The sequence below is a fragment of the Bacillus sp. AK031 genome, assembly GCF_053903065.1.
This window is the reverse complement of record NZ_CP096424.1, coordinates 3,317,375-3,335,665: the sequence shown is the minus strand read 5'-3', so window position 1 is coordinate 3,335,665 and position 18,291 is coordinate 3,317,375. Positions and strand designations below refer to the sequence as shown.

Sequence of the window (18,291 nt, the reverse complement as noted above, 5' to 3'; positions counted from 1 at the left end):
GCCTATTTTCACTAAGAGGAGGCTTTTGTCCATTCACTTTTCTTCTTCTTACATAGATTAAAGTAGGGCATACCTCCTCAATAAGTCTCGGATCGTTGACGGCTGCAAACGTGCAGCCGTTCTTTTTTTGTAATGGTGCTCTCTTTTCGTGAGAATCCTTAAAGTTGAGCTGTATTTCAATGAAATGATAAAATATTCATACAATAACTAAGCTCTATTATTAAACAGTCAGAGGTGCACTAATGAAAGTATTATTCACATTCATTCCTCCACAATCCCTTTTACAGGACATAGAGGCCAGCTTTAAGAGCGTGGAGTTCCAGTTTTTTGAAGACATCATGTCGGCGGAAGGGTGTTTGGGAGAAGCTGAAGTCATCGTCACGTTTGGGGAAGATCTAACAAACGAACATATCCTTGAAGCCGAAAACCTTCGGTGGGTCATGGTTGTATCGGCAGGCTTGGAGCTGATGCCTCTTGAAATGATCAAACAAAGAAACATTCTGGTGACAAATGTAAAAGGCATCCATAAGATTCCGATGGCTGAATTTACATTTGGGTTGATGCTTCAATATTCCAAGCAGCTGCCGAGAATCAGAAAGCAAGAAGAAAACAGGATTTGGGAACGGGACTTTCCAGGGGCAGAGCTTTGCGGCCGGCGAATGCTTGTTTTGGGAGCCGGGGCAATTGGGGGAGAAATAGCCAGGCTTGGCAAGGCGTTCAGGATGAAAGTTTCAGGAGTCAATACGAGCGGTGAAAAGGCAGAGTACTTCGATGATATGTATACAATGGATACCATGATAACATCTTTAAAAGAGGCTGATTATATCATTTCTGTTCTTCCGAGCACCAAGGAAACCCGCTACTTGCTTAAAAAAGAGCATTTTATATGTATGAATGAATCAGCAGTTTTCATAAATATAGGGAGAGGGGACTTGTTCCGCGAAGCTGTGCTTATTGAAGCCTTGGAGAATAAGGAGATTTCACATGCCTTCCTGGATGTATTCGAAAAAGAACCATTGGAAAACGTTCATCCATTCTGGAAAATGGAACAAGTGACGGTCACTCCGCATCTATCAAGCAGAACGGAACATTACCTGCCCAGGTCTTTTGAGATCTTTAAAAATAACTTAACGACATATATTAACAATGGGAATGATTATATAAATGAAATTGATGCAGAAAGAGGGTACTGAGAAATGAAAATATATACTAAATCAGGTGACAAAGGGACAACATCTTTGGTCTACGGCCAGCGCGTTTCAAAAGCGGACAGCAGAGTGGAGGCATATGGTACATGTGATGAAGCGAATTCTTTGATAGGTCTTGGGTTAAGCTACATTAAGAATGAATATTTTGAAGGACGGGAAGAATTTGAAGCTGCTTTCCATAAAATTCAGACAGCGCTGTTCCATGTAGGGGCTGAACTTGCAACACCTGCAGGGAAAGAAGTGAAATGGAAAGTTACTGAAGAAGATGTTGAAGAATTAGAGAAAACAATAGATAAATGGGATTCTGCACTGACGCCCCTGTCTAACTTTATACTCCCCGGAGGACACCCGTCTGGAGCCGCGTTACATACTGCACGGACTGTAGTAAGGCGGGCGGAAAGAGAGGCGGTAAGTATTGAAGAAGGAGTGAATCCTCTGGTTCTTTCTTACTTAAACAGGCTATCTGACTTCCTCTTTGTAGCAGCAAGATATATTAATAACCAGTTGGGAGAAAAAGAACAGCACCTTCATGAAGGGAAATAAATTGGTGATTTATTGACAAAACAGGGCTTTCGTTAGTACACTAATTATAAATATTATAAAGTAATAATCTTTATGGAATAGAGGTGCATGACGATGTCAGATGTCCAATTGAAGGAAGCGATCGACACACTGAAGGAAACTGGAGTCCGTATTACTCCCCAGCGTCATGCGATTTTGGAATTTTTGATACATTCAATGGCACACCCGACTGCTGATGATATTTATAAAGCATTAGAAGGAAAGTTCCCGAACATGAGTGTAGCGACAGTCTACAATAATCTTCGGGTTTTCAGGGAAGTGGGCCTTGTGAAAGAATTGACTTATGGAGATGCATCCTCCCGCTTTGATTATGTAACATCAGATCACTACCATGTAATCTGTGATGAATGCGGAAAAATAGTTGACTTTCACTACCCGGGACTGGATGAAGTTGAACAGTTGGCTTCCCATGTCACGGGTTTCAAAGTTCGCACCCACAGGATGGAGATATACGGAACATGCGATAATTGCAGTACAAATACTGAAACGCATTAAAAAAAGGAATTGCCGCCGGCAATTCCTTTTTTAAATATTTTATAGTAGAAACAGGGATTAACCTTTTTTATTGTAGTCTTCTTTGAACTCTTTTCCTTCTAAATTTTTATCCAGTGTGAGCGGTTCGTTGCAATACATGCACATATCAACGCGTCCAAGAACTTTTGTCGGTTTGCCGCAGTTGGGGCAGACAACCTGTACGGCTTTGGTTGATAACATGCCGATCCAAAAGTATACGACAGTACTTGCGACAATGGAAAGAAGTCCAAGCAGCATAAAAATGGTCATCACTATAGGGTGTTCCCTGAAGAATATTCCGCCATACATAATGATGAAGCCGATGAAGATAAGACTTAGTGCAAAAGTGCGGATTTTATTAATTTTATTAGAATATTTTTTAGCCATTATTGTCCCTCCTAAAAAAATACTATACCATATTTACTTAGGAATTAGTGCACTTTGGAGCACCTTGTCGAAAATTGACTAAAAAGTAGGAAGGATATTTATTGTTGCCGTCGAAATAGTAACCCAATGAAAGTAAGTGGAGGAATTATAAGATGGAGGATATATTACGACCCATATACCAGGAAAGAGCAAGTCACCCTAATACTTTAGGTGTCCTAATGATCGATCAGCGAAAGAAATCAAGCCCCGTAACAGACACATTTGATATTGTGCTGCTCATCATTGTTAAGAATTCAGAAAAACCGGTGTTTATAAAGCATTATTCATATGAACAACAAAAAGCCGCCATGCATATGGTGAGTGAGGATAAACTCAAAGAGTGGATACTGCTAGGCACCAACAGAAAAATTGTTGAATGGTTATTCAATGGCAAGATTATTTTTGACAGAAACGAGTATATAAGCAACCTGAAAGTAGAATTAAGGGATTTCCCTTTCTATGGAAGGAAAATTAAAATCGGACTTGAATTCTCTAAATTAATTCGCAGGTATCTTGATGGAAAAGCATTTTTTGAAAATAAACATTACCTTGATGCCTATAATCACGTTGTGCATTCCCTGCATCATCTCGCCAGGCTTGCGGTGATAGAAAATGGATTTCACCCTGAAGTGACTGTCTGGAATCAGGTGAAACAAATTGAACCGGAGATCTTTAAGCTGTACGAGGAGCTCTGTAACAGTGAAGAAAATCTTGAAAAAAGACTAGAACTGTTATTCCTCGCAAGTGAATTCCTTATTCATTCCAGGCTGAAAATTGGTTCGGAACATCTGATAAGTGTACTGGAAGAGAAAGAGAAGTGGAGTTTCAGTGAGCTTCAGGAGCATGAGGAAATCCAGCCTTATTCTGTAGATCTCAGCGTGCTAATTGAATATTTGGCAGAGAAGAACATTATAGAAACAGTCAATGTGGAGACCAAAGGACAAGGATTGTTCCATAGGTATTACAGGGCTTCGAAAAAATTATATTAAAATATTATAAAAGTGTTGACTTAAAATCAGATACTTGTTATATTAATAAACGTCGCCGCTGAACGAAATTACATTTTTGGTCGGTGGCGACTGAGATTTCCCAAAAAACAATCTCAACACCTTCTAAATTTTTTTGAAAAAAGTTATTGACGCAATAACAAAGAGGTGTTAAGATAATAAAGTCGCTTCAAACGAGCGGCGCAGATTGAACCTTGAAAACTGAACAAAACAAGACAAAACGTCAACGTTAATTCTAGTAAGAACACAGTTCTTACAAAGTTGCTAACACTTTAAAATTAGCAGGCTGAAACACAGTTTCAGCATCAATGAGCAAGTCGAACTTCTATCGGAGAGTTTGATCCTGGCTCAGGACGAACGCTGGCGGCGTGCCTAATACATGCAAGTCGAGCGGACTGATGGGAGCTTGCTCCCTGAAGTCAGCGGCGGACGGGTGAGTAACACGTGGGTAACCTGCCTGTAAGACTGGGATAACTCCGGGAAACCGGGGCTAATACCGGATATTTCTTTTCCTCGCATGAGGAAAAGTGGAAAGGTGGCTTTTAGCTACCACTTACAGATGGACCCGCGGCGCATTAGCTAGTTGGTGAGGTAACGGCTCACCAAGGCGACGATGCGTAGCCGACCTGAGAGGGTGATCGGCCACACTGGGACTGAGACACGGCCCAGACTCCTACGGGAGGCAGCAGTAGGGAATCTTCCGCAATGGACGAAAGTCTGACGGAGCAACGCCGCGTGAGTGATGAAGGTTTTCGGATCGTAAAGCTCTGTTGTTAGGGAAGAACAAGTATCGTTCGAATAGGGCGGTACCTTGACGGTACCTAACCAGAAAGCCACGGCTAACTACGTGCCAGCAGCCGCGGTAATACGTAGGTGGCAAGCGTTGTCCGGAATTATTGGGCGTAAAGCGCGCGCAGGCGGTCTCTTAAGTCTGATGTGAAAGCCCACGGCTCAACCGTGGAGGGTCATTGGAAACTGGGGGACTTGAGTACAGAAGAGGAAAGTGGAATTCCACGTGTAGCGGTGAAATGCGTAGATATGTGGAGGAACACCAGTGGCGAAGGCGACTTTCTGGTCTGTAACTGACGCTGAGGCGCGAAAGCGTGGGGAGCAAACAGGATTAGATACCCTGGTAGTCCACGCCGTAAACGATGAGTGCTAAGTGTTAGAGGGTTTCCGCCCTTTAGTGCTGCAGCTAACGCATTAAGCACTCCGCCTGGGGAGTACGGTCGCAAGACTGAAACTCAAAGGAATTGACGGGGGCCCGCACAAGCGGTGGAGCATGTGGTTTAATTCGAAGCAACGCGAAGAACCTTACCAGGTCTTGACATCCTCTGACAACCCTAGAGATAGGGCTTTCCCCTTCGGGGGACAGAGTGACAGGTGGTGCATGGTTGTCGTCAGCTCGTGTCGTGAGATGTTGGGTTAAGTCCCGCAACGAGCGCAACCCTTGATCTTAGTTGCCAGCATTCAGTTGGGCACTCTAAGATGACTGCCGGTGACAAACCGGAGGAAGGTGGGGATGACGTCAAATCATCATGCCCCTTATGACCTGGGCTACACACGTGCTACAATGGACGGTACAAAGGGCAGCAAGACCGCGAGGTTTAGCAAATCCCATAAAACCGTTCTCAGTTCGGATTGCAGGCTGCAACTCGCCTGCATGAAGCTGGAATCGCTAGTAATCGCGGATCAGCATGCCGCGGTGAATACGTTCCCGGGCCTTGTACACACCGCCCGTCACACCACGAGAGTTTGTAACACCCGAAGTCGGTGAGGTAACCTTTTGGAGCCAGCCGCCTAAGGTGGGACAGATGATTGGGGTGAAGTCGTAACAAGGTAGCCGTATCGGAAGGTGCGGCTGGATCACCTCCTTTCTAAGGATATATGAGACGTGACGATTTGATTTTGTTTTGTTCAGTTTTGATGGTTTAATTAGGTTTTTGCGACAGCAAAATAACCCTCATTAACATCGCGCAGCGAAGCGAAGCTTTAAAAGCTCCTTTGATAAGTGATGACCATCAAACATTGTTCTTTGAAAACTAGATAAAGATATATGAAGAAAGTCAAGAAAGAACCGAGAATTCGCCATTTTAGGATATCTCTTATGAGATATTGTTTGATTAACCATTTGGTTAAGTTAGAAAGGGCGCACGGTGGATGCCTTGGCACTAGGAGCCGATGAAGGACGGGACTAACACCGATATGCTTCGGGGAGCTGTAAGTAAGCTTTGATCCGGAGATTTCCGAATGGGGGAACCCACTGCACGTAATGGTGCAGTATCCATACTTGAATACATAGAGTATGGAAGGCAGACCCGGGGAACTGAAACATCTAAGTACCCGGAGGAAGAGAAAGCAAACGCGATTCCCTGAGTAGCGGCGAGCGAAACGGGATTAGCCCAAACCAAAAGGCTTGCCTCTTGGGGTTGTAGGACACTCTATACGGAGTTACAAAGGAACGAAGTAGACGAAGAAGTCTGGAAAGGCTCGTCACAGAAGGTAATAACCCTGTAGTCGAAACTTCGTTCCCTCTTGAGTGGATCCTGAGTACGGCGGGACACGTGAAATCCCGTCGGAAGCTGGGAGGACCATCTCCCAAGGCTAAATACTCCCTAGTGACCGATAGTGAACCAGTACCGTGAGGGAAAGGTGAAAAGCACCCCGGAAGGGGAGTGAAATAGAACCTGAAACCGTGTGCCTACAAGTAGTCAGAGCCCGTTAACGGGTGATGGCGTGCCTTTTGTAGAATGAACCGGCGAGTTACGATCCCATGCAAGGTTAAGTCGGAAAGACGGAGCCGCAGCGAAAGCGAGTCTGAATAGGGCGAATGAGTATGTGGTCGTAGACCCGAAACCAGGTGATCTACCCATGTCCAGGGTGAAGTTCAGGTAACACTGAATGGAGGCCCGAACCCACGCACGTTGAAAAGTGCGGGGATGAGGTGTGGGTAGCGGAGAAATTCCAATCGAACTTGGAGATAGCTGGTTCTCTCCGAAATAGCTTTAGGGCTAGCCTCATGTAGTAAGAGTCTTGGAGGTAGAGCACTGTTTGGACTAGGGGCCCTCATCGGGTTACCGAATTCAGACAAACTCCGAATGCCAAAGACTTATCCATGGGAGTCAGACTGCGAGTGATAAGATCCGTAGTCGAAAGGGAAACAGCCCAGACCACCAGCTAAGGTCCCAAAGTATACGTTAAGTGGAAAAGGATGTGGAGTTGCTTAGACAACCAGGATGTTGGCTTAGAAGCAGCCACCATTTAAAGAGTGCGTAATAGCTCACTGGTCGAGTGACTCTGCGCCGAAAATGTACTGGGGCTAAACGTATCACCGAAGCTGTGGATTGACACCGTTTGGTGTCAGTGGTAGGAGAGCGTTCTAAGGGCTGAGAAGCTGGACCGTAAGGACTGGTGGAGCGCTTAGAAGTGAGAATGCCGGTATGAGTAGCGAAAGACAGGTGAGAATCCTGTCCACCGAATGCCTAAGGTTTCCTGAGGAAGGCTCGTCCGCTCAGGGTTAGTCGGGACCTAAGCCGAGGCCGAAAGGCGTAGGCGATGGACAACAGGTTGATATTCCTGTACCACCTCTTTTCCGTTTGAGCAATGGGGGGACGCAGGAGGATAGGGTAAGCGCGCTGCTGGATATGCGCGTCTAAGCAGTTAGGCTGGTGATGAGGCAAATCCCGTCACCGTGAAGGCTGAGCTGTGATAGCGAGGGAAATATAGTACCGAAGTTCCTGATTCCACACTGCCAAGAAAAGCCTCTAGCGAGGAAAAAGGTGCCCGTACCGCAAACCGACACAGGTAGGCGAGGAGAGAATCCTAAGGTGAGCGAGAGAACTCTCGTTAAGGAACTCGGCAAAATGACCCCGTAACTTCGGGAGAAGGGGTGCTCTGTTAGGGTGCAAGCCCGAGAGAGCCGCAGTGAATAGGCCCAGGCGACTGTTTAGCAAAAACACAGGTCTCTGCGAAGCCGTAAGGCGAAGTATAGGGGCTGACGCCTGCCCGGTGCTGGAAGGTTAAGGGGAGTGCTTAGCGCAAGCGAAGGTGCGAACCGAAGCCCCAGTAAACGGCGGCCGTAACTATAACGGTCCTAAGGTAGCGAAATTCCTTGTCGGGTAAGTTCCGACCCGCACGAAAGGCGCAACGATCTGGGCACTGTCTCAACGAGAGACTCGGTGAAATTATAGTACCTGTGAAGATGCAGGTTACCCGCGACAGGACGGAAAGACCCCGTGGAGCTTTACTGTAGCCTGATATTGAATTTTGGCACAGCTTGTACAGGATAGGTAGGAGCCTTGGAAACCGGAGCGCCAGCTTCGGTGGAGGCGCTGGTGGGATACTACCCTGGCTGTGTTGAACTTCTAACCCTCGCCCCTGATCGGGGTGGGAGACAGTGTCAGGTGGGCAGTTTGACTGGGGCGGTCGCCTCCTAAAGAGTAACGGAGGCGCCCAAAGGTTCCCTCAGAATGGTTGGAAATCATTCGCAGAGTGTAAAGGCACAAGGGAGCTTGACTGCGAGACCTACAAGTCGAGCAGGGACGAAAGTCGGGCTTAGTGATCCGGTGGTTCCGCATGGAAGGGCCATCGCTCAACGGATAAAAGCTACCCCGGGGATAACAGGCTTATCTCCCCCAAGAGTCCACATCGACGGGGAGGTTTGGCACCTCGATGTCGGCTCATCGCATCCTGGGGCTGTAGTCGGTCCCAAGGGTTGGGCTGTTCGCCCATTAAAGCGGTACGCGAGCTGGGTTCAGAACGTCGTGAGACAGTTCGGTCCCTATCCGTCGTGGGCGCAGGAAATTTGAGAGGAGCTGTCCTTAGTACGAGAGGACCGGGATGGACGCACCGCTGGTGTACCAGTTGTCTTGCCAAAGGCATCGCTGGGTAGCTATGTGCGGAAGGGATAAGTGCTGAAAGCATCTAAGCATGAAGCCCCCCTCGAGATGAGATTTCCCATCACTTTATGTGAGTAAGATCCCTGAAAGATGATCAGGTAGATAGGTCTGAGGTGGAAGCGTGGCGACACGTGCAGCTGACAGATACTAATCGATCGAGGACTTAACCACAATTATAGCGAAACTCGGAATACTTTCTTTTCTTCATAACTTTATCTAGTTTTGAGTGAATAATTTTTAAAAAAACACTTGAAAAAATTATAAAACTCGTTATAATAGTACTTGTCCCTAAAAAAGAGACAATGTCTGGTGACTAAGGCGAAGAGGTCACACCCGTTCCCATGCCGAACACGGAAGTTAAGCTCTTCAGCGCCGATGGTAGTTGGGGGATCTCCCCCTGTGAGAGTAGGACGTCGCCAGGCTTACCATTCCGCAGTAGCTCAGTGGTAGAGCTATCGGCTGTTAACCGATCGGTCGCAGGTTCGAGTCCTGCCTGCGGAGCCATAATGGAGAGCTGTCCGAGTGGCCGAAGGAGCACGATTGGAAATCGTGTAGGCGGGTAACCCTGTCTCAAGGGTTCAAATCCCTTGCTCTCCGCCATTATATCTTAACTGGCCCCTTGGTCAAGCGGTTAAGACACCGCCCTTTCACGGCGGTAACACGGGTTCGAATCCCGTAGGGGTCACCAGGTTTTTTACGAAGCAAAGCGGAGTAAATAAACTTCCTTAAAAAATCATCAGCGCAAGGATCTTAAATAAGATTTATTAAAAGTTAAACTTAAAACCCATTACGGAGGATTAGCTCAGCTGGGAGAGCATCTGCCTTACAAGCAGAGGGTCGGCGGTTCGATCCCGTCATCCTCCACCATTAAGTTTTAAAAAAAGATTAACATCGTCGCGGGGTGGAGCAGTTCGGTAGCTCGTCGGGCTCATAACCCGAAGGTCGCAGGTTCAAATCCTGCCCCCGCAATACCATGGTCCGGTAGTTCAGTTGGTTAGAATGCCTGCCTGTCACGCAGGAGGTCGCGGGTTCGAGTCCCGTCCGGACCGCCATTATCTTTTAAAAAAATCTTAGTTCAATCTAAGAGGGTTTCGATAACTGAGAAGTTCAAGGAAGCAACTGAGTGAACACCGGAGTGCACTGACAGGTACATGAGGATGTGAGCAAAGGCGCTGACGAAGTAATTCGCAGCTTAGCGGAAGCCGAAACCAAATATGGCTCAGTAGCTCAGTTGGTAGAGCAATGGACTGAAAATCCATGTGTCGGCGGTTCGATTCCGTCCTGAGCCACCATTTTAGATAGTGCCGGTGTAGCTCAACTGGTAGAGCAACTGACTTGTAATCAGTAGGTTGGGGGTTCAAGTCCTCTTGCCGGCACCATCGGGAATATTTGGAGGGGTAGCGAAGTGGCTAAACGCGGCGGACTGTAAATCCGCTCCTTCGGGTTCGGCAGTTCGAATCTGCCCCCCTCCACCATTGTTTTTTCGCAAAGCGAAAATAACAGTCCTTAGCTTTACGAAGCGAAGCGGAGTAAAATAACTGTCCTTGAAAATCGCGTATCGAAGCGAAGCAAGGTATACTGGTAAAGACAGCAAATACTTTAATATTTCATAGGGGTATAGTTTAAAGGTAGAACAGAGGTCTCCAAAACCTCCAGTGTGGGTTCGATTCCTACTACCCCTGCCAATTATATTTGTGGCGATTGTGGCGAAGTGGTTAACGCATCGGATTGTGGTTCCGACATTCGTGGGTTCGATTCCCATCAGTCGCCCCACTAAATATTTTGAACATATTTAAATCAAAAACATATAATATATCAATGGGCTATAGCCAAGCGGTAAGGCATCGCACTTTGACTGCGACATGCGTTGGTTCGAATCCAGCTAGCCCAGCCAATTTTGCGGAAGTAGTTCAGTGGTAGAACACCACCTTGCCAAGGTGGGGGTCGCGGGTTCGAATCCCGTCTTCCGCTCCATTGATGGCGGCATAGCCAAGTGGTAAGGCAGAGGTCTGCAAAACCTCTATTCACCGGTTCAAATCCGGTTGCCGCCTCCAAACACATGCCGGTGTGGCGGAATTGGCAGACGCGCACGACTCAAAATCGTGTTCCTTCTGGAGTGCCGGTTCGACCCCGGCCACCGGTACCAATTTCATATGTATATTGCGGGTGTAGTTTAGTGGTAAAACCTCAGCCTTCCAAGCTGATGATGAGGGTTCGATTCCCTTCACCCGCTCCATACATACACATTCAAAGCCTTTCTCATAATGAGAAAGGCTTTTTTTACATTTTATCGATCTCCCTCCAATAAAGATAAGCCATTCGACAAAACTCCTCAAAAAACGGGTAGTGACAGTCACCGAGCACATCCAGCACTCCTCCTTATCCCAACATAACTAATCAAAATTTTTCCCCTTCTTTGTCAATTTTGTTGACCTATTAAAGAAAGCGCTTCCATTATAATACAAGAAACTGATTTTAATTAGGCGGTGATAAGGGTGGAGACGAAGATAGAGACCGGTCCGGCAAGTCCGGAGATGAAGATACAGCCGGCAATGAAAAAGAAGAAGTACAAAGGAGTATTGACGTATGCTGCATTTGTGGGACCGGCACTGCTGTTTTTCCTTGTGATTCAAATCGTTCCGTTTTTGATGGGGCTTTATTATTCTTTTACTTCTTGGAATGGAGTCAGCTCAGCTGTTGAGTGGGTTGGCATTGAGAACTATACGAAGATCTTTACGAATGATCCGGCTTTCTATGAATCATTTAAATTTACGACAAAGTTTATGATAGCTGCAGTTGTTATTAGTAATTTAATAGGTTTCAGTTTTGCCCTGCTTTTAAATGCAGCTTTGAAGACATGCAATATTTTAAGAACTGTTTTCTTTATTCCCAATGTAATCGGGGGACTGTTGCTCGGGTTCATATGGCAGTTCATTTTTGTTAAAGGTTTTGCCTCCATTGGAAAGATGACGGGTTTCTGATTTTTCGAAATGCCATGGCTCGGGGATGAGAAGACCGCCTTCTGGGGAATCGTCATTGTTTTTGCCTGGCAGATCAGCGGAGTACTTCAGGCAATGACGTGGTAAAACTGAATTTCTTCCAATTCAAAGTTGAGATTGCCGACTAGCTTGCTGAAATGATCAAGGAATTTGAAGCAGAGCACCCGAATATTAAGGTGAAGCTTGAAACAGTTGGCGGAGGTGCCGATTATGGTGCTGCTCTTAAGGCAAAGTTTGCTTCAGGGGAAGAGCCGGATATTTTCAATAACGGCGGTTTTAAAGAGCTGGAGCTGTGAAAAGAAAAATTGGCTGATCTATCAGAGGAGCCTTGGGTGGAGCATGTACTTCCTATTGGCAAAGTACCAATGACAGATGAGGACGGCAGAAAGCATGTCTCCATAGGCATGCTTTCTATTTATATTAAACTTATCGGAATTTTTTAGAAAATACTTCCAAGAATAATATTCTACACTCTATACTATTGTATAAGTGAGACTTGGAGGTCGTCCCATGCTAAAAAACAGCATCAGAAATAAACTGATTGTCCTTTTAATGATTACAACAATCATTCCATTCGGCTGTTCCATCATGATTACAATATTTGTATACGAAGAATTCAATAGAGGAGGAAGGCATCCAGGAAAGCAGCAACCTGCTGTTGAAATCGGAACAGGAGGGTATCCGGGAAGTGCCAACTGTGACCTTGATTCTCTATTAGAAATGGTCCCCCGCTGTCCCTGAAAAGCAATTGACGACCGGAACCTTTAAGAGCCCGGCCAGCTTTATTGTTTTTTCCAGAGCGGTATGAGATTCTGCAGCAAATGCATTATCTGGGGTGAGCGGATTTCCATGGCAGCTGAAAGCGCTGATTTCCAGCCCCGAAGGAGTGAAACATCCAAATTGGCCCGTATCTCCCTGGCCGAATGAATATGGTGAAATCTTAAAATGGCAGTGGGAAGAAAAATTGATTCCCAATTGGAAGAAGATGGGCAAGCTTGCCGAAGAGAATAATGTCAAGGTCGGCCTTGAATTGCATGGAGGTTTTCTTGTCCATACACCTTATACCCTGTTAAAATTGCGGAAAGAAACGAGTGATGCAATAGGAGCCAATCTTGATCCAAGCCATCTGTGGTGGCAGGGAATCGATCCTGTTGCCGCGATTAAGATCCTTGGGAAAGAAGAGGCCATCCACCATTTCCATGCAAAAGATACGTATATCGATCAGGACAATGTGAACATGTACGGCCTGACAGATATGCAGCCGTATGGAAGTATCCAAACCAGAGCATGGTCTTTCCGTTCAGTGGGATGTGGACACAGTCTGCAGCAATGGTCTGACATGATGAGTGCCCTAAGAACGTGTAGGTATGATTATGTGGTCAGCATCGAACATGAGGATCCAATCATGTCCATTGAGGAAGGTTTTGCACGAGCGGTGAAAAATCTTAAGTCCATATTGATAGAAGAGCAGCCTGCTGAATTATGGTGGGTATAGATACACGCAAAAAAAGAGAATCCAAAAGTGGGTTCTCTTTTTTGGGTGTTAGCTTAAAATATTTTCACTTACACAACTGAAAACGATCCTTCTCCACCATGAATGGAGAGAAACATATCCATCAATGATTTTGTCAGCTTTTCACTTTCTTCCAATGACAGGGACGGCTTTAAATAGATTATTTGGACAGCATTCTTGGTTCCCTCGCCGACAGGAGCGCGGTCTGAATCTACAAACGGGCTGCCGAACGGCCCTTCTTCATCACTGACAACAATCAAGTTCTCTAATGAGTTTTCGCGGCCGTTTAACCCTTTGTAACTTTCCCCTTCAGCACCGATCCTCAGCTCAACTTGGTTTCCTTGCAGCTGGTCGCTGTTATAGATTCCTATTGGTACTTCGTACTGAAGGGAGAAGAAGTTATTCAGGTCAATCGCTGAATTAATTGATTGCAGGTAGTTTTGTTTTTTAACTCTTCTGTATAAGGCTTCAGCTGAATGGCGGTATCTGTTCGGATCTTTTCCAGTCTTTTTCAAGATGTCTCTCCATTGAGCGACTCCTTCTATCTCCGTCACGTTTTTCTCTTGAAGATCAAAGAAGATGGATTCCTGAAAGAGCTGCAGCCGGCCTTTCAGCATTTGGGGGGACGGTCCGACTTCAATATCACGATACTGGATAAATCCGGCTTTGAAATTCTCAACTTTCGACATAATTGCAGGGTTTATCGTAATTTCCACTTATTTTCCCTCCACATTTATTTTAAAATAGTTTATCATAGGACACGGCTCTATTTCATATCAGACGAATTAACGTTTTACTTATATAGATACTTACATAGATAAGAAAGGAGGAGAGAGTGATGGACTTTAATCAGTTGAAAAAGGATATTATCGAATACAGTAAAGAAATTGGCATTGATAAAATTGGATTCACTACTTCAGATACTTTTTCCGAAATGAAGAACCGGCTGCTGAGGCAGGAGATGCTGGGTTATCAATCCGGCTTTGAAGAAAAAGATATTGAAAAACGAGTAGATCCTTCCTTAATATTCGATGGACCGAAATCGATTATTGCGATTGCTCTCGCCTATCCTTCAAAAATGAAGAATGCTCCCCAAAGCAAGCGGGGAGAACGAAGAGGCATCTTTTGCAGGGCGTCGTGGGGAACGGATTACCATGATGTGCTGAGAGACAGGTTATCGAAGCTTGAGAGCTATATCCGTTCCAGAGTTCCGCAAGCCCGCTTTAAGTCGATGGTTGATACAGGGGAACTTGTCGACCGGGCCGTTGCCCAGCGAGCCGGGATTGGCTGGAGCGGGAAGAACTGTGCGATTATCACCCCGGAATTCGGTTCCTATGTTTATCTTGGTGAAATGGTGACAAACCTGCCTTTCGAGCCGGATGAGCCGATGGAGGACCAGTGTGGCACATGTAACAAGTGTGTGGACGTATGTCCAACCGGTGCGCTGGTGGAAGGCGGGCAGTTAAATGCCCAGCGCTGCATTGCATTTTTGACACAGACCAAAGGATTCCTTCCCGATGAATTCCGCACAAAGCTTGGCAACAGGTTATATGGTTGTGATACCTGTCAGACGGTCTGCCCCGAAAATAAGGGGAAAGACTTCCATAACCATTGGGAAATGGAGCCTGACCCTGAAATTGCAAAGCCCCTTCTGAAACCGCTATTGACGATCAGCAACAGGGACTTTAAAGAGAAGTATGGACATGTGTCAGGTTCCTGGAGAGGAAAGAAGCCGATACAGCGAAATGCAATCATTGCACTGGCTCATTACAAAGATGAAACGGCTCTGCCAGACCTTATTTCTGTTATGGAAAATGACGTGAGACCAGTCATCCGTGGAACGGCTGCCTGGGCGTTGGGAAAAATCGGTGGAGATGAAGCAGAAGCAGCCCTTCACCGAAGCTTGGAAAAAGAGAAAGAACAAGAAGTGATCAATGAGATCAATAAAGGGCTGGAAATGATTTCAGCAAATTAAACAGTCTAAGCTCCTGCGCTTAGGCTGTTTTTATGATGGTCCTGAACCCCCTGGCTATGGCGGGGGATTCAGAGAGCTTATGGCGTGGTATAAAAAATTCTCCCTTCATGGTAGTAGGATAAGCAGGTTTCCCTATCACTTCATTTCATTGAAGCAGGAGGTATGCCTGTTGAAAGGCATGAATAATCCTATCTAAAATAAGGGGAGAAATTCCCCTTAAGCTGTGGATTAGCATTCGATTTAGGGTATATAAAGGGAATTTTTCCCCTTATCACAGCCAAATGAACCACTTTCACATCTTGTAAAGAGAATAAGGGGAATTTCTCAGCTTATTTTTACTGTTTTTCGTGCTTTTTCTTAAATAAGCGGAATTTCTCCCGTTATTTCTCAAGTTTTTCAAAGGGAATAAATGGCCTAGAGTAAATCATTCACTTCTGGTTCCATACCAAAAAGAGCAAATCAAATTGATTGTCTCGATAACATCTTCTTTGCTAGAATCAATTGAACTTAAGGTATGAACAGATAGGAAGGAAGTTTGAACCAGATGATTCAGCAACCTACAGGCAAGGAACGGATCGGGCTGGCATTTCTGCTTGGAATGCTCGGCATATTGGGACCGCTTAATATTGATATGTACTTACCGAGCTTTCCGGAAATAGGAGAAGATTTAAATGCGGCGGCTTCATTGGTACAGATGAGCCTGACAAGCTGTTTGCTGGGCTTGGCTGCAGGCCAGGTAGTAGTCGGGCCGATCAGTGATGCAAAGGGGAGAAGAAAGCCGTTATTATTATTTATCTTTTTATTTGCATTGTCATCCATACTCTGTGCACTGGCACCGAGTATTTCGATTTTAGTGGCTGCCCGCTTTTTACAGGGCTTCACAGCATCAGCAGGGATCGTACTGTCAAGGGCTGTTGTCAGGGATGTTTTTAGCGGAAGGGAGCTTACCAAGTTTTTCGCCCTATTGATGGTCATTAATGCTACAGCGCCAATGGCTGCACCAATAGCTGGCGGAGCTATTTTGCTATTGCCGTTTGCGACATGGAATACGATTTTCTACTTTTTGGGCTTTCTCGGTTTTATTATTGTGGCTGTCATTGCTTTTAAATTAAAGGAAACGCTGCCTCCGGAAAAACGTATCCCAAGCACAGCCGGGAGCTCCATTCGAACCATGGGGAGCCTGTTTAGGGACAGGTCCTATATCGGATACGTCCTCACAATCGGACTCATTCATGGAGGAAGCTTCGCTTATGTAGCCGGAACACCTTTCGTCTATCAGGGAATATATGGAGTGTCGCCGCAGGCATTCAGTATCCTTTTTGGCATCAATGGCCTGGCAATCATAAGCGGGAGCTTTATCATCGGACGTTTCGGCGGAATCATCCATGAAAGAAGGCTGTTGAAAATCGCCGTGATCACCGCTGTCAGTGCAACGTCATTCCTTCTGGTAATGACAATCATAGAAGGTCCTCTGGCAGCGATTGTTATGCCGATATTCATTTATATGACTACGATGGGAATGGTTTTGACGAGTACTTTTACCTTGGCAATGGAGCATCAGGGACACCGGGCAGGGAGTGCCAGTGCCTTGCTTGGGATGCTGCCATTAGTTGTCGGGGCGATTGTGGCTCCACTGGTTGGGATTGATGAATCGACTGCCGTGCCAATGGGGGCGGTGTTATTCATTACTTCTTTTCTTGGGGCATTGACTTTCTTCAGGATGACTCAGGATGGGCGAAAAAAAGAATATAATACACAATAAAGAAAATATTTACATTTAAGCAGGATTGTCAACAAACGGCAATGCATTTATCATTACAGGATTATCCTACATCGTCTATTCTGGCTTATTACATTCGTTGTTGAGTACGTTCGGAATTGCTGCCGGTAATTCAGCACCTGGACTTCCTGTGAAATTCTTTGATTCTCTTACGATATTAAAAAAGGATAGAGTTCTAGTTTGCTTTTCGGCAGGGGGAGGCTTGACCCAAATAGCTTTTGCACCGCTTGCGCCGCTTTCCAGCCACCTTGCAGCAACTTTTGAAGAGGGTGTCCTGGTCTTCAGTTGGCTCATGACGGTGAATGCTGCGGTAGTGGTGATTACACAAAGCCTCTTTCGGCCGTTTTTGAGCGATTCCCGGCGATTTGGAGTACCTATATGGGGAATATGTTTTATGCTATTGGAGGCATCGGATTTGCGTTCTGAGAATGTTGCAGGCTTGATTTTGGTGATGGTCGTCTATACATCAGGGGAGGTCCTTTGTTTTCCTTCTGGAACGATATTGATAGACCAGCTGGCGCCGGCACATTTGAGAGGAAGTTATTATGGCGCCCATAACTTCAAGGAGTTAGGAAGGTTTATATGTCCCTCCTTGGGAATGTTCACCCTCACTGACTTCGGAATCAGGCCATTGTTTTGGATTATCGCCCTCATTCTCGTATTAAGCAGCTTGGTTTTCTGGATGGGGGATCGGAAAAGAATGAGGAGGAAAGAAGTGAGGGCTTTACTTAAAGAAACATTTTGATTTATCATACTTGATGGGAAGAAAGTTGATTGCAAAAATATTCATAACCTGAACATGAAAAGGTGAGCCGCCTTGGGAGGAGCTCACTTTTTTATTTGATAAAAAAACATGTGTTTAGAATCTTGGCGGCGGTTCTGCATCCAGCTTAGGCCCCACGGGGTTAAACGAGCCGCTTTTGCATTTTATTGAGGCTGGTCGGGTTCGAGGGTTTCTGTTCCTTCAACCGCTACCTGATAAGCATCTAATAGTGAATGATAATCTTCCTGGCTTTTAATATTAACGAGGTACTGCTCTTCATCATCTTCTTCGACTTTCATAACAATTGTCTGGTTTCTGGCCGATTTCAGCATGGCGTATGAGTGCCCCTTCATTTCGAATAAGGCCTCTACTGTGAATTCTTCCTGAATGCCGCATCCATCCTCAACCGTTATCGTATCCCTGTATATATCATGCATGATCGTTCCCCCAGTGTATTGGATTTACCTTTCTATTTTGTCCATGGTTTCTTGGTTAATGTGCTGTGAGGATAATTCAGGAATGAAAGAATATTCCACCTGAAAGTAAAGGTTGTTTTATAAGTGAAGTGAAAGTCAGCCAACAGCTTTTTCACCAGCAGCAGAGGGTCAGGCTAAAAATGAAAAAAAC

Annotated in this window: 12 protein-coding genes, 16 tRNA genes, 3 rRNA genes and 3 pseudogenes; 30 read left to right on the top strand and 4 right to left on the bottom strand. The window is 45.6% G+C overall.

Going from position 1 to position 18,291, the window contains the following annotated elements:
* Positions 1–242 precede the first annotated feature (242 nt).
* From M1E09_RS17130 to perR, 3 genes are all read left to right on the top strand, one after another.
* The gene (locus M1E09_RS17130; RefSeq protein ID WP_456272028.1) at positions 243–1,193 is read left to right on the top strand and encodes a D-2-hydroxyacid dehydrogenase; all 951 of its coding nucleotides are present in this window, start codon (positions 243–245) and stop codon (positions 1,191–1,193) included.
* A gap of 3 nt (positions 1,194–1,196) precedes the next feature.
* The gene (locus tag M1E09_RS17125; protein ID WP_456272027.1) at positions 1,197–1,751 is read left to right on the top strand and encodes a cob(I)yrinic acid a,c-diamide adenosyltransferase; all 555 of its coding nucleotides are present in this window, start codon (positions 1,197–1,199) and stop codon (positions 1,749–1,751) included.
* Between the two features lie 93 nt (positions 1,752–1,844).
* The gene (gene perR, locus M1E09_RS17120; protein WP_456272026.1) at positions 1,845–2,285 is read left to right on the top strand and encodes a peroxide-responsive transcriptional repressor PerR; all 441 of its coding nucleotides are present in this window, start codon (positions 1,845–1,847) and stop codon (positions 2,283–2,285) included.
* 57 nt (positions 2,286–2,342) lie between these two features.
* Here perR and M1E09_RS17115 read toward each other — a convergent pair whose 3' ends face one another.
* Positions 2,343–2,690 (bottom strand): YgzB family protein, encoded by a 348-nt coding sequence (locus tag M1E09_RS17115; RefSeq protein ID WP_456272025.1) that lies wholly within the window; start codon positions 2,688–2,690, stop codon positions 2,343–2,345.
* Positions 2,691–2,842: 152 nt separating this feature from the next.
* Here M1E09_RS17115 and M1E09_RS17110 point away from each other — a divergent pair, with 152 nt between their 5' ends.
* The 23 genes and pseudogenes from M1E09_RS17110 (at position 2,843) to M1E09_RS17000 (ending at position 12,374) form a co-directional block, all read left to right on the top strand.
* Positions 2,843–3,718, top strand: a complete 876-nt coding sequence (locus tag M1E09_RS17110; protein WP_456272024.1) for a nucleotidyltransferase-like protein — start codon at positions 2,843–2,845, stop codon at positions 3,716–3,718.
* A gap of 343 nt (positions 3,719–4,061) precedes the next feature.
* Positions 4,062–5,613, top strand: a 16S ribosomal RNA gene (locus M1E09_RS17105).
* A gap of 256 nt (positions 5,614–5,869) precedes the next feature.
* Positions 5,870–8,805, top strand: a 23S ribosomal RNA gene (locus tag M1E09_RS17100).
* 134 nt (positions 8,806–8,939) lie between these two features.
* Positions 8,940–9,056, top strand: a 5S ribosomal RNA gene (gene rrf / locus M1E09_RS17095).
* The 16S, 23S and 5S rRNA genes sit together here with 16 tRNA genes alongside, the layout of an rRNA operon.
* A gap of 7 nt (positions 9,057–9,063) precedes the next feature.
* A tRNA-Asn gene (locus tag M1E09_RS17090) sits at positions 9,064–9,138 on the top strand.
* 4 nt (positions 9,139–9,142) lie between these two features.
* Positions 9,143–9,234 (top strand) — tRNA-Ser (locus M1E09_RS17085).
* 13 nt (positions 9,235–9,247) lie between these two features.
* Positions 9,248–9,322: transfer RNA gene (locus M1E09_RS17080), tRNA-Glu, on the top strand.
* A 103-nt stretch (positions 9,323–9,425) separates the two neighbouring features.
* Positions 9,426–9,501, top strand: a tRNA-Val gene (locus M1E09_RS17075).
* Positions 9,502–9,529: 28 nt separating this feature from the next.
* Positions 9,530–9,603: transfer RNA gene (locus M1E09_RS17070), tRNA-Met, on the top strand.
* A gap of 6 nt (positions 9,604–9,609) precedes the next feature.
* Positions 9,610–9,686, top strand: a tRNA-Asp gene (locus M1E09_RS17065).
* A 164-nt stretch (positions 9,687–9,850) separates the two neighbouring features.
* Positions 9,851–9,926: transfer RNA gene (locus M1E09_RS17060), tRNA-Phe, on the top strand.
* Positions 9,927–9,937: 11 nt separating this feature from the next.
* A tRNA-Thr gene (locus M1E09_RS17055) sits at positions 9,938–10,013 on the top strand.
* Positions 10,014–10,025: 12 nt separating this feature from the next.
* Positions 10,026–10,109: transfer RNA gene (locus M1E09_RS17050), tRNA-Tyr, on the top strand.
* Positions 10,110–10,245: 136 nt separating this feature from the next.
* Positions 10,246–10,319: transfer RNA gene (locus M1E09_RS17045), tRNA-Trp, on the top strand.
* A 12-nt stretch (positions 10,320–10,331) separates the two neighbouring features.
* Positions 10,332–10,407 (top strand) — tRNA-His (locus M1E09_RS17040).
* A 46-nt stretch (positions 10,408–10,453) separates the two neighbouring features.
* Positions 10,454–10,528: transfer RNA gene (locus M1E09_RS17035), tRNA-Gln, on the top strand.
* Positions 10,529–10,533: 5 nt separating this feature from the next.
* Positions 10,534–10,608: transfer RNA gene (locus M1E09_RS17030), tRNA-Gly, on the top strand.
* 5 nt (positions 10,609–10,613) lie between these two features.
* Positions 10,614–10,688, top strand: a tRNA-Cys gene (locus M1E09_RS17025).
* A 7-nt stretch (positions 10,689–10,695) separates the two neighbouring features.
* A tRNA-Leu gene (locus tag M1E09_RS17020) sits at positions 10,696–10,780 on the top strand.
* A 16-nt stretch (positions 10,781–10,796) separates the two neighbouring features.
* Positions 10,797–10,870 (top strand) — tRNA-Gly (locus M1E09_RS17015).
* 259 nt (positions 10,871–11,129) lie between these two features.
* A complete protein-coding gene (locus M1E09_RS17010) occupies positions 11,130–11,615 on the top strand; it encodes a carbohydrate ABC transporter permease (RefSeq protein WP_456272023.1) in 486 nt (161 codons plus the stop codon).
* Between the two features lie 92 nt (positions 11,616–11,707).
* A pseudogene (locus M1E09_RS17005) lies at positions 11,708–12,019 on the top strand (extracellular solute-binding protein); the annotation flags it as partial.
* Positions 12,020–12,143: 124 nt separating this feature from the next.
* Positions 12,144–12,374 carry a hypothetical protein gene (locus M1E09_RS17000; RefSeq protein WP_456272022.1) on the top strand — a complete coding sequence of 77 codons (231 nt, stop codon included), beginning with the start codon at positions 12,144–12,146 and terminating at the stop codon, positions 12,372–12,374.
* Here the strand turns inward: M1E09_RS17000 and M1E09_RS16995 are convergent.
* Positions 12,354–12,512: pseudogene (locus tag M1E09_RS16995) on the bottom strand (sugar phosphate isomerase/epimerase); the annotation flags it as partial. The gene M1E09_RS17000 and the pseudogene M1E09_RS16995 overlap by 21 nt on opposite strands.
* On the opposite strand from M1E09_RS16995, the pseudogene M1E09_RS16990 reads away from it, so the two are divergent.
* Positions 12,454–13,128 (top strand): annotated as a pseudogene (locus M1E09_RS16990) (sugar phosphate isomerase/epimerase family protein); the annotation flags it as partial. The pseudogenes M1E09_RS16995 and M1E09_RS16990 sit on opposite strands and share 59 nt — an antisense overlap.
* A gap of 68 nt (positions 13,129–13,196) precedes the next feature.
* Here M1E09_RS16990 and M1E09_RS16985 read toward each other — a convergent pair.
* On the bottom strand, positions 13,197–13,862 hold the full coding sequence (locus M1E09_RS16985) for a B3/B4 domain-containing protein (protein ID WP_456272021.1): 666 nt from the start codon (positions 13,860–13,862) through the stop codon (positions 13,197–13,199).
* A gap of 122 nt (positions 13,863–13,984) precedes the next feature.
* Here M1E09_RS16985 and queG point away from each other — a divergent pair, with 122 nt between their 5' ends.
* The 3 genes from queG (at position 13,985) to M1E09_RS16970 (ending at position 17,646) form a co-directional block, all read left to right on the top strand.
* On the top strand, positions 13,985–15,121 hold the full coding sequence (queG, locus tag M1E09_RS16980) for a tRNA epoxyqueuosine(34) reductase QueG (RefSeq protein WP_456272020.1): 1,137 nt from the start codon (positions 13,985–13,987) through the stop codon (positions 15,119–15,121).
* A gap of 544 nt (positions 15,122–15,665) precedes the next feature.
* Positions 15,666–16,883, top strand: coding sequence for a Bcr/CflA family efflux MFS transporter (locus tag M1E09_RS16975; RefSeq protein WP_456272019.1), 1,218 nt, complete (start codon positions 15,666–15,668; stop codon positions 16,881–16,883).
* 25 nt (positions 16,884–16,908) lie between these two features.
* Positions 16,909–17,646, top strand: a complete 738-nt coding sequence (locus M1E09_RS16970; protein WP_456272018.1) for a hypothetical protein — start codon at positions 16,909–16,911, stop codon at positions 17,644–17,646.
* A 182-nt stretch (positions 17,647–17,828) separates the two neighbouring features.
* On the opposite strand, the gene M1E09_RS16965 is transcribed toward M1E09_RS16970, so the two are convergent.
* Positions 17,829–18,101, bottom strand: coding sequence for a DUF1292 domain-containing protein (locus tag M1E09_RS16965; RefSeq protein WP_456272017.1), 273 nt, complete (start codon positions 18,099–18,101; stop codon positions 17,829–17,831).
* Between the last annotated feature and the right edge of the window lie 190 nt (positions 18,102–18,291).

What these genes read in the sequence shown, in the direction of transcription:
- M1E09_RS17130 (WP_456272028.1), top strand. Translation starts at nt 243, where the DNA reads ATGAAAGTATTATTCACATTCATTCCTCCACAATCCCTTTTACAGGAC.
- M1E09_RS17125 (WP_456272027.1), top strand. Translation starts at nt 1,197, where the DNA reads ATGAAAATATATACTAAATCAGGTGACAAAGGGACAACATCTTTGGTC.
- perR (WP_456272026.1), top strand. Translation starts at nt 1,845, where the DNA reads ATGTCAGATGTCCAATTGAAGGAAGCGATCGACACACTGAAGGAAACT.
- M1E09_RS17115 (WP_456272025.1), bottom strand. Translation starts at nt 2,690, where the DNA reads ATGGCTAAAAAATATTCTAATAAAATTAATAAAATCCGCACTTTTGCA.
- M1E09_RS17110 (WP_456272024.1), top strand. Translation starts at nt 2,843, where the DNA reads ATGGAGGATATATTACGACCCATATACCAGGAAAGAGCAAGTCACCCT.
- M1E09_RS17000 (WP_456272022.1), top strand. Translation starts at nt 12,144, where the DNA reads ATGCTAAAAAACAGCATCAGAAATAAACTGATTGTCCTTTTAATGATT.
- queG (WP_456272020.1), top strand. Translation starts at nt 13,985, where the DNA reads ATGGACTTTAATCAGTTGAAAAAGGATATTATCGAATACAGTAAAGAA.
- M1E09_RS16975 (WP_456272019.1), top strand. Translation starts at nt 15,666, where the DNA reads ATGATTCAGCAACCTACAGGCAAGGAACGGATCGGGCTGGCATTTCTG.
- M1E09_RS16965 (WP_456272017.1), bottom strand. Translation starts at nt 18,101, where the DNA reads ATGCATGATATATACAGGGATACGATAACGGTTGAGGATGGATGCGGC.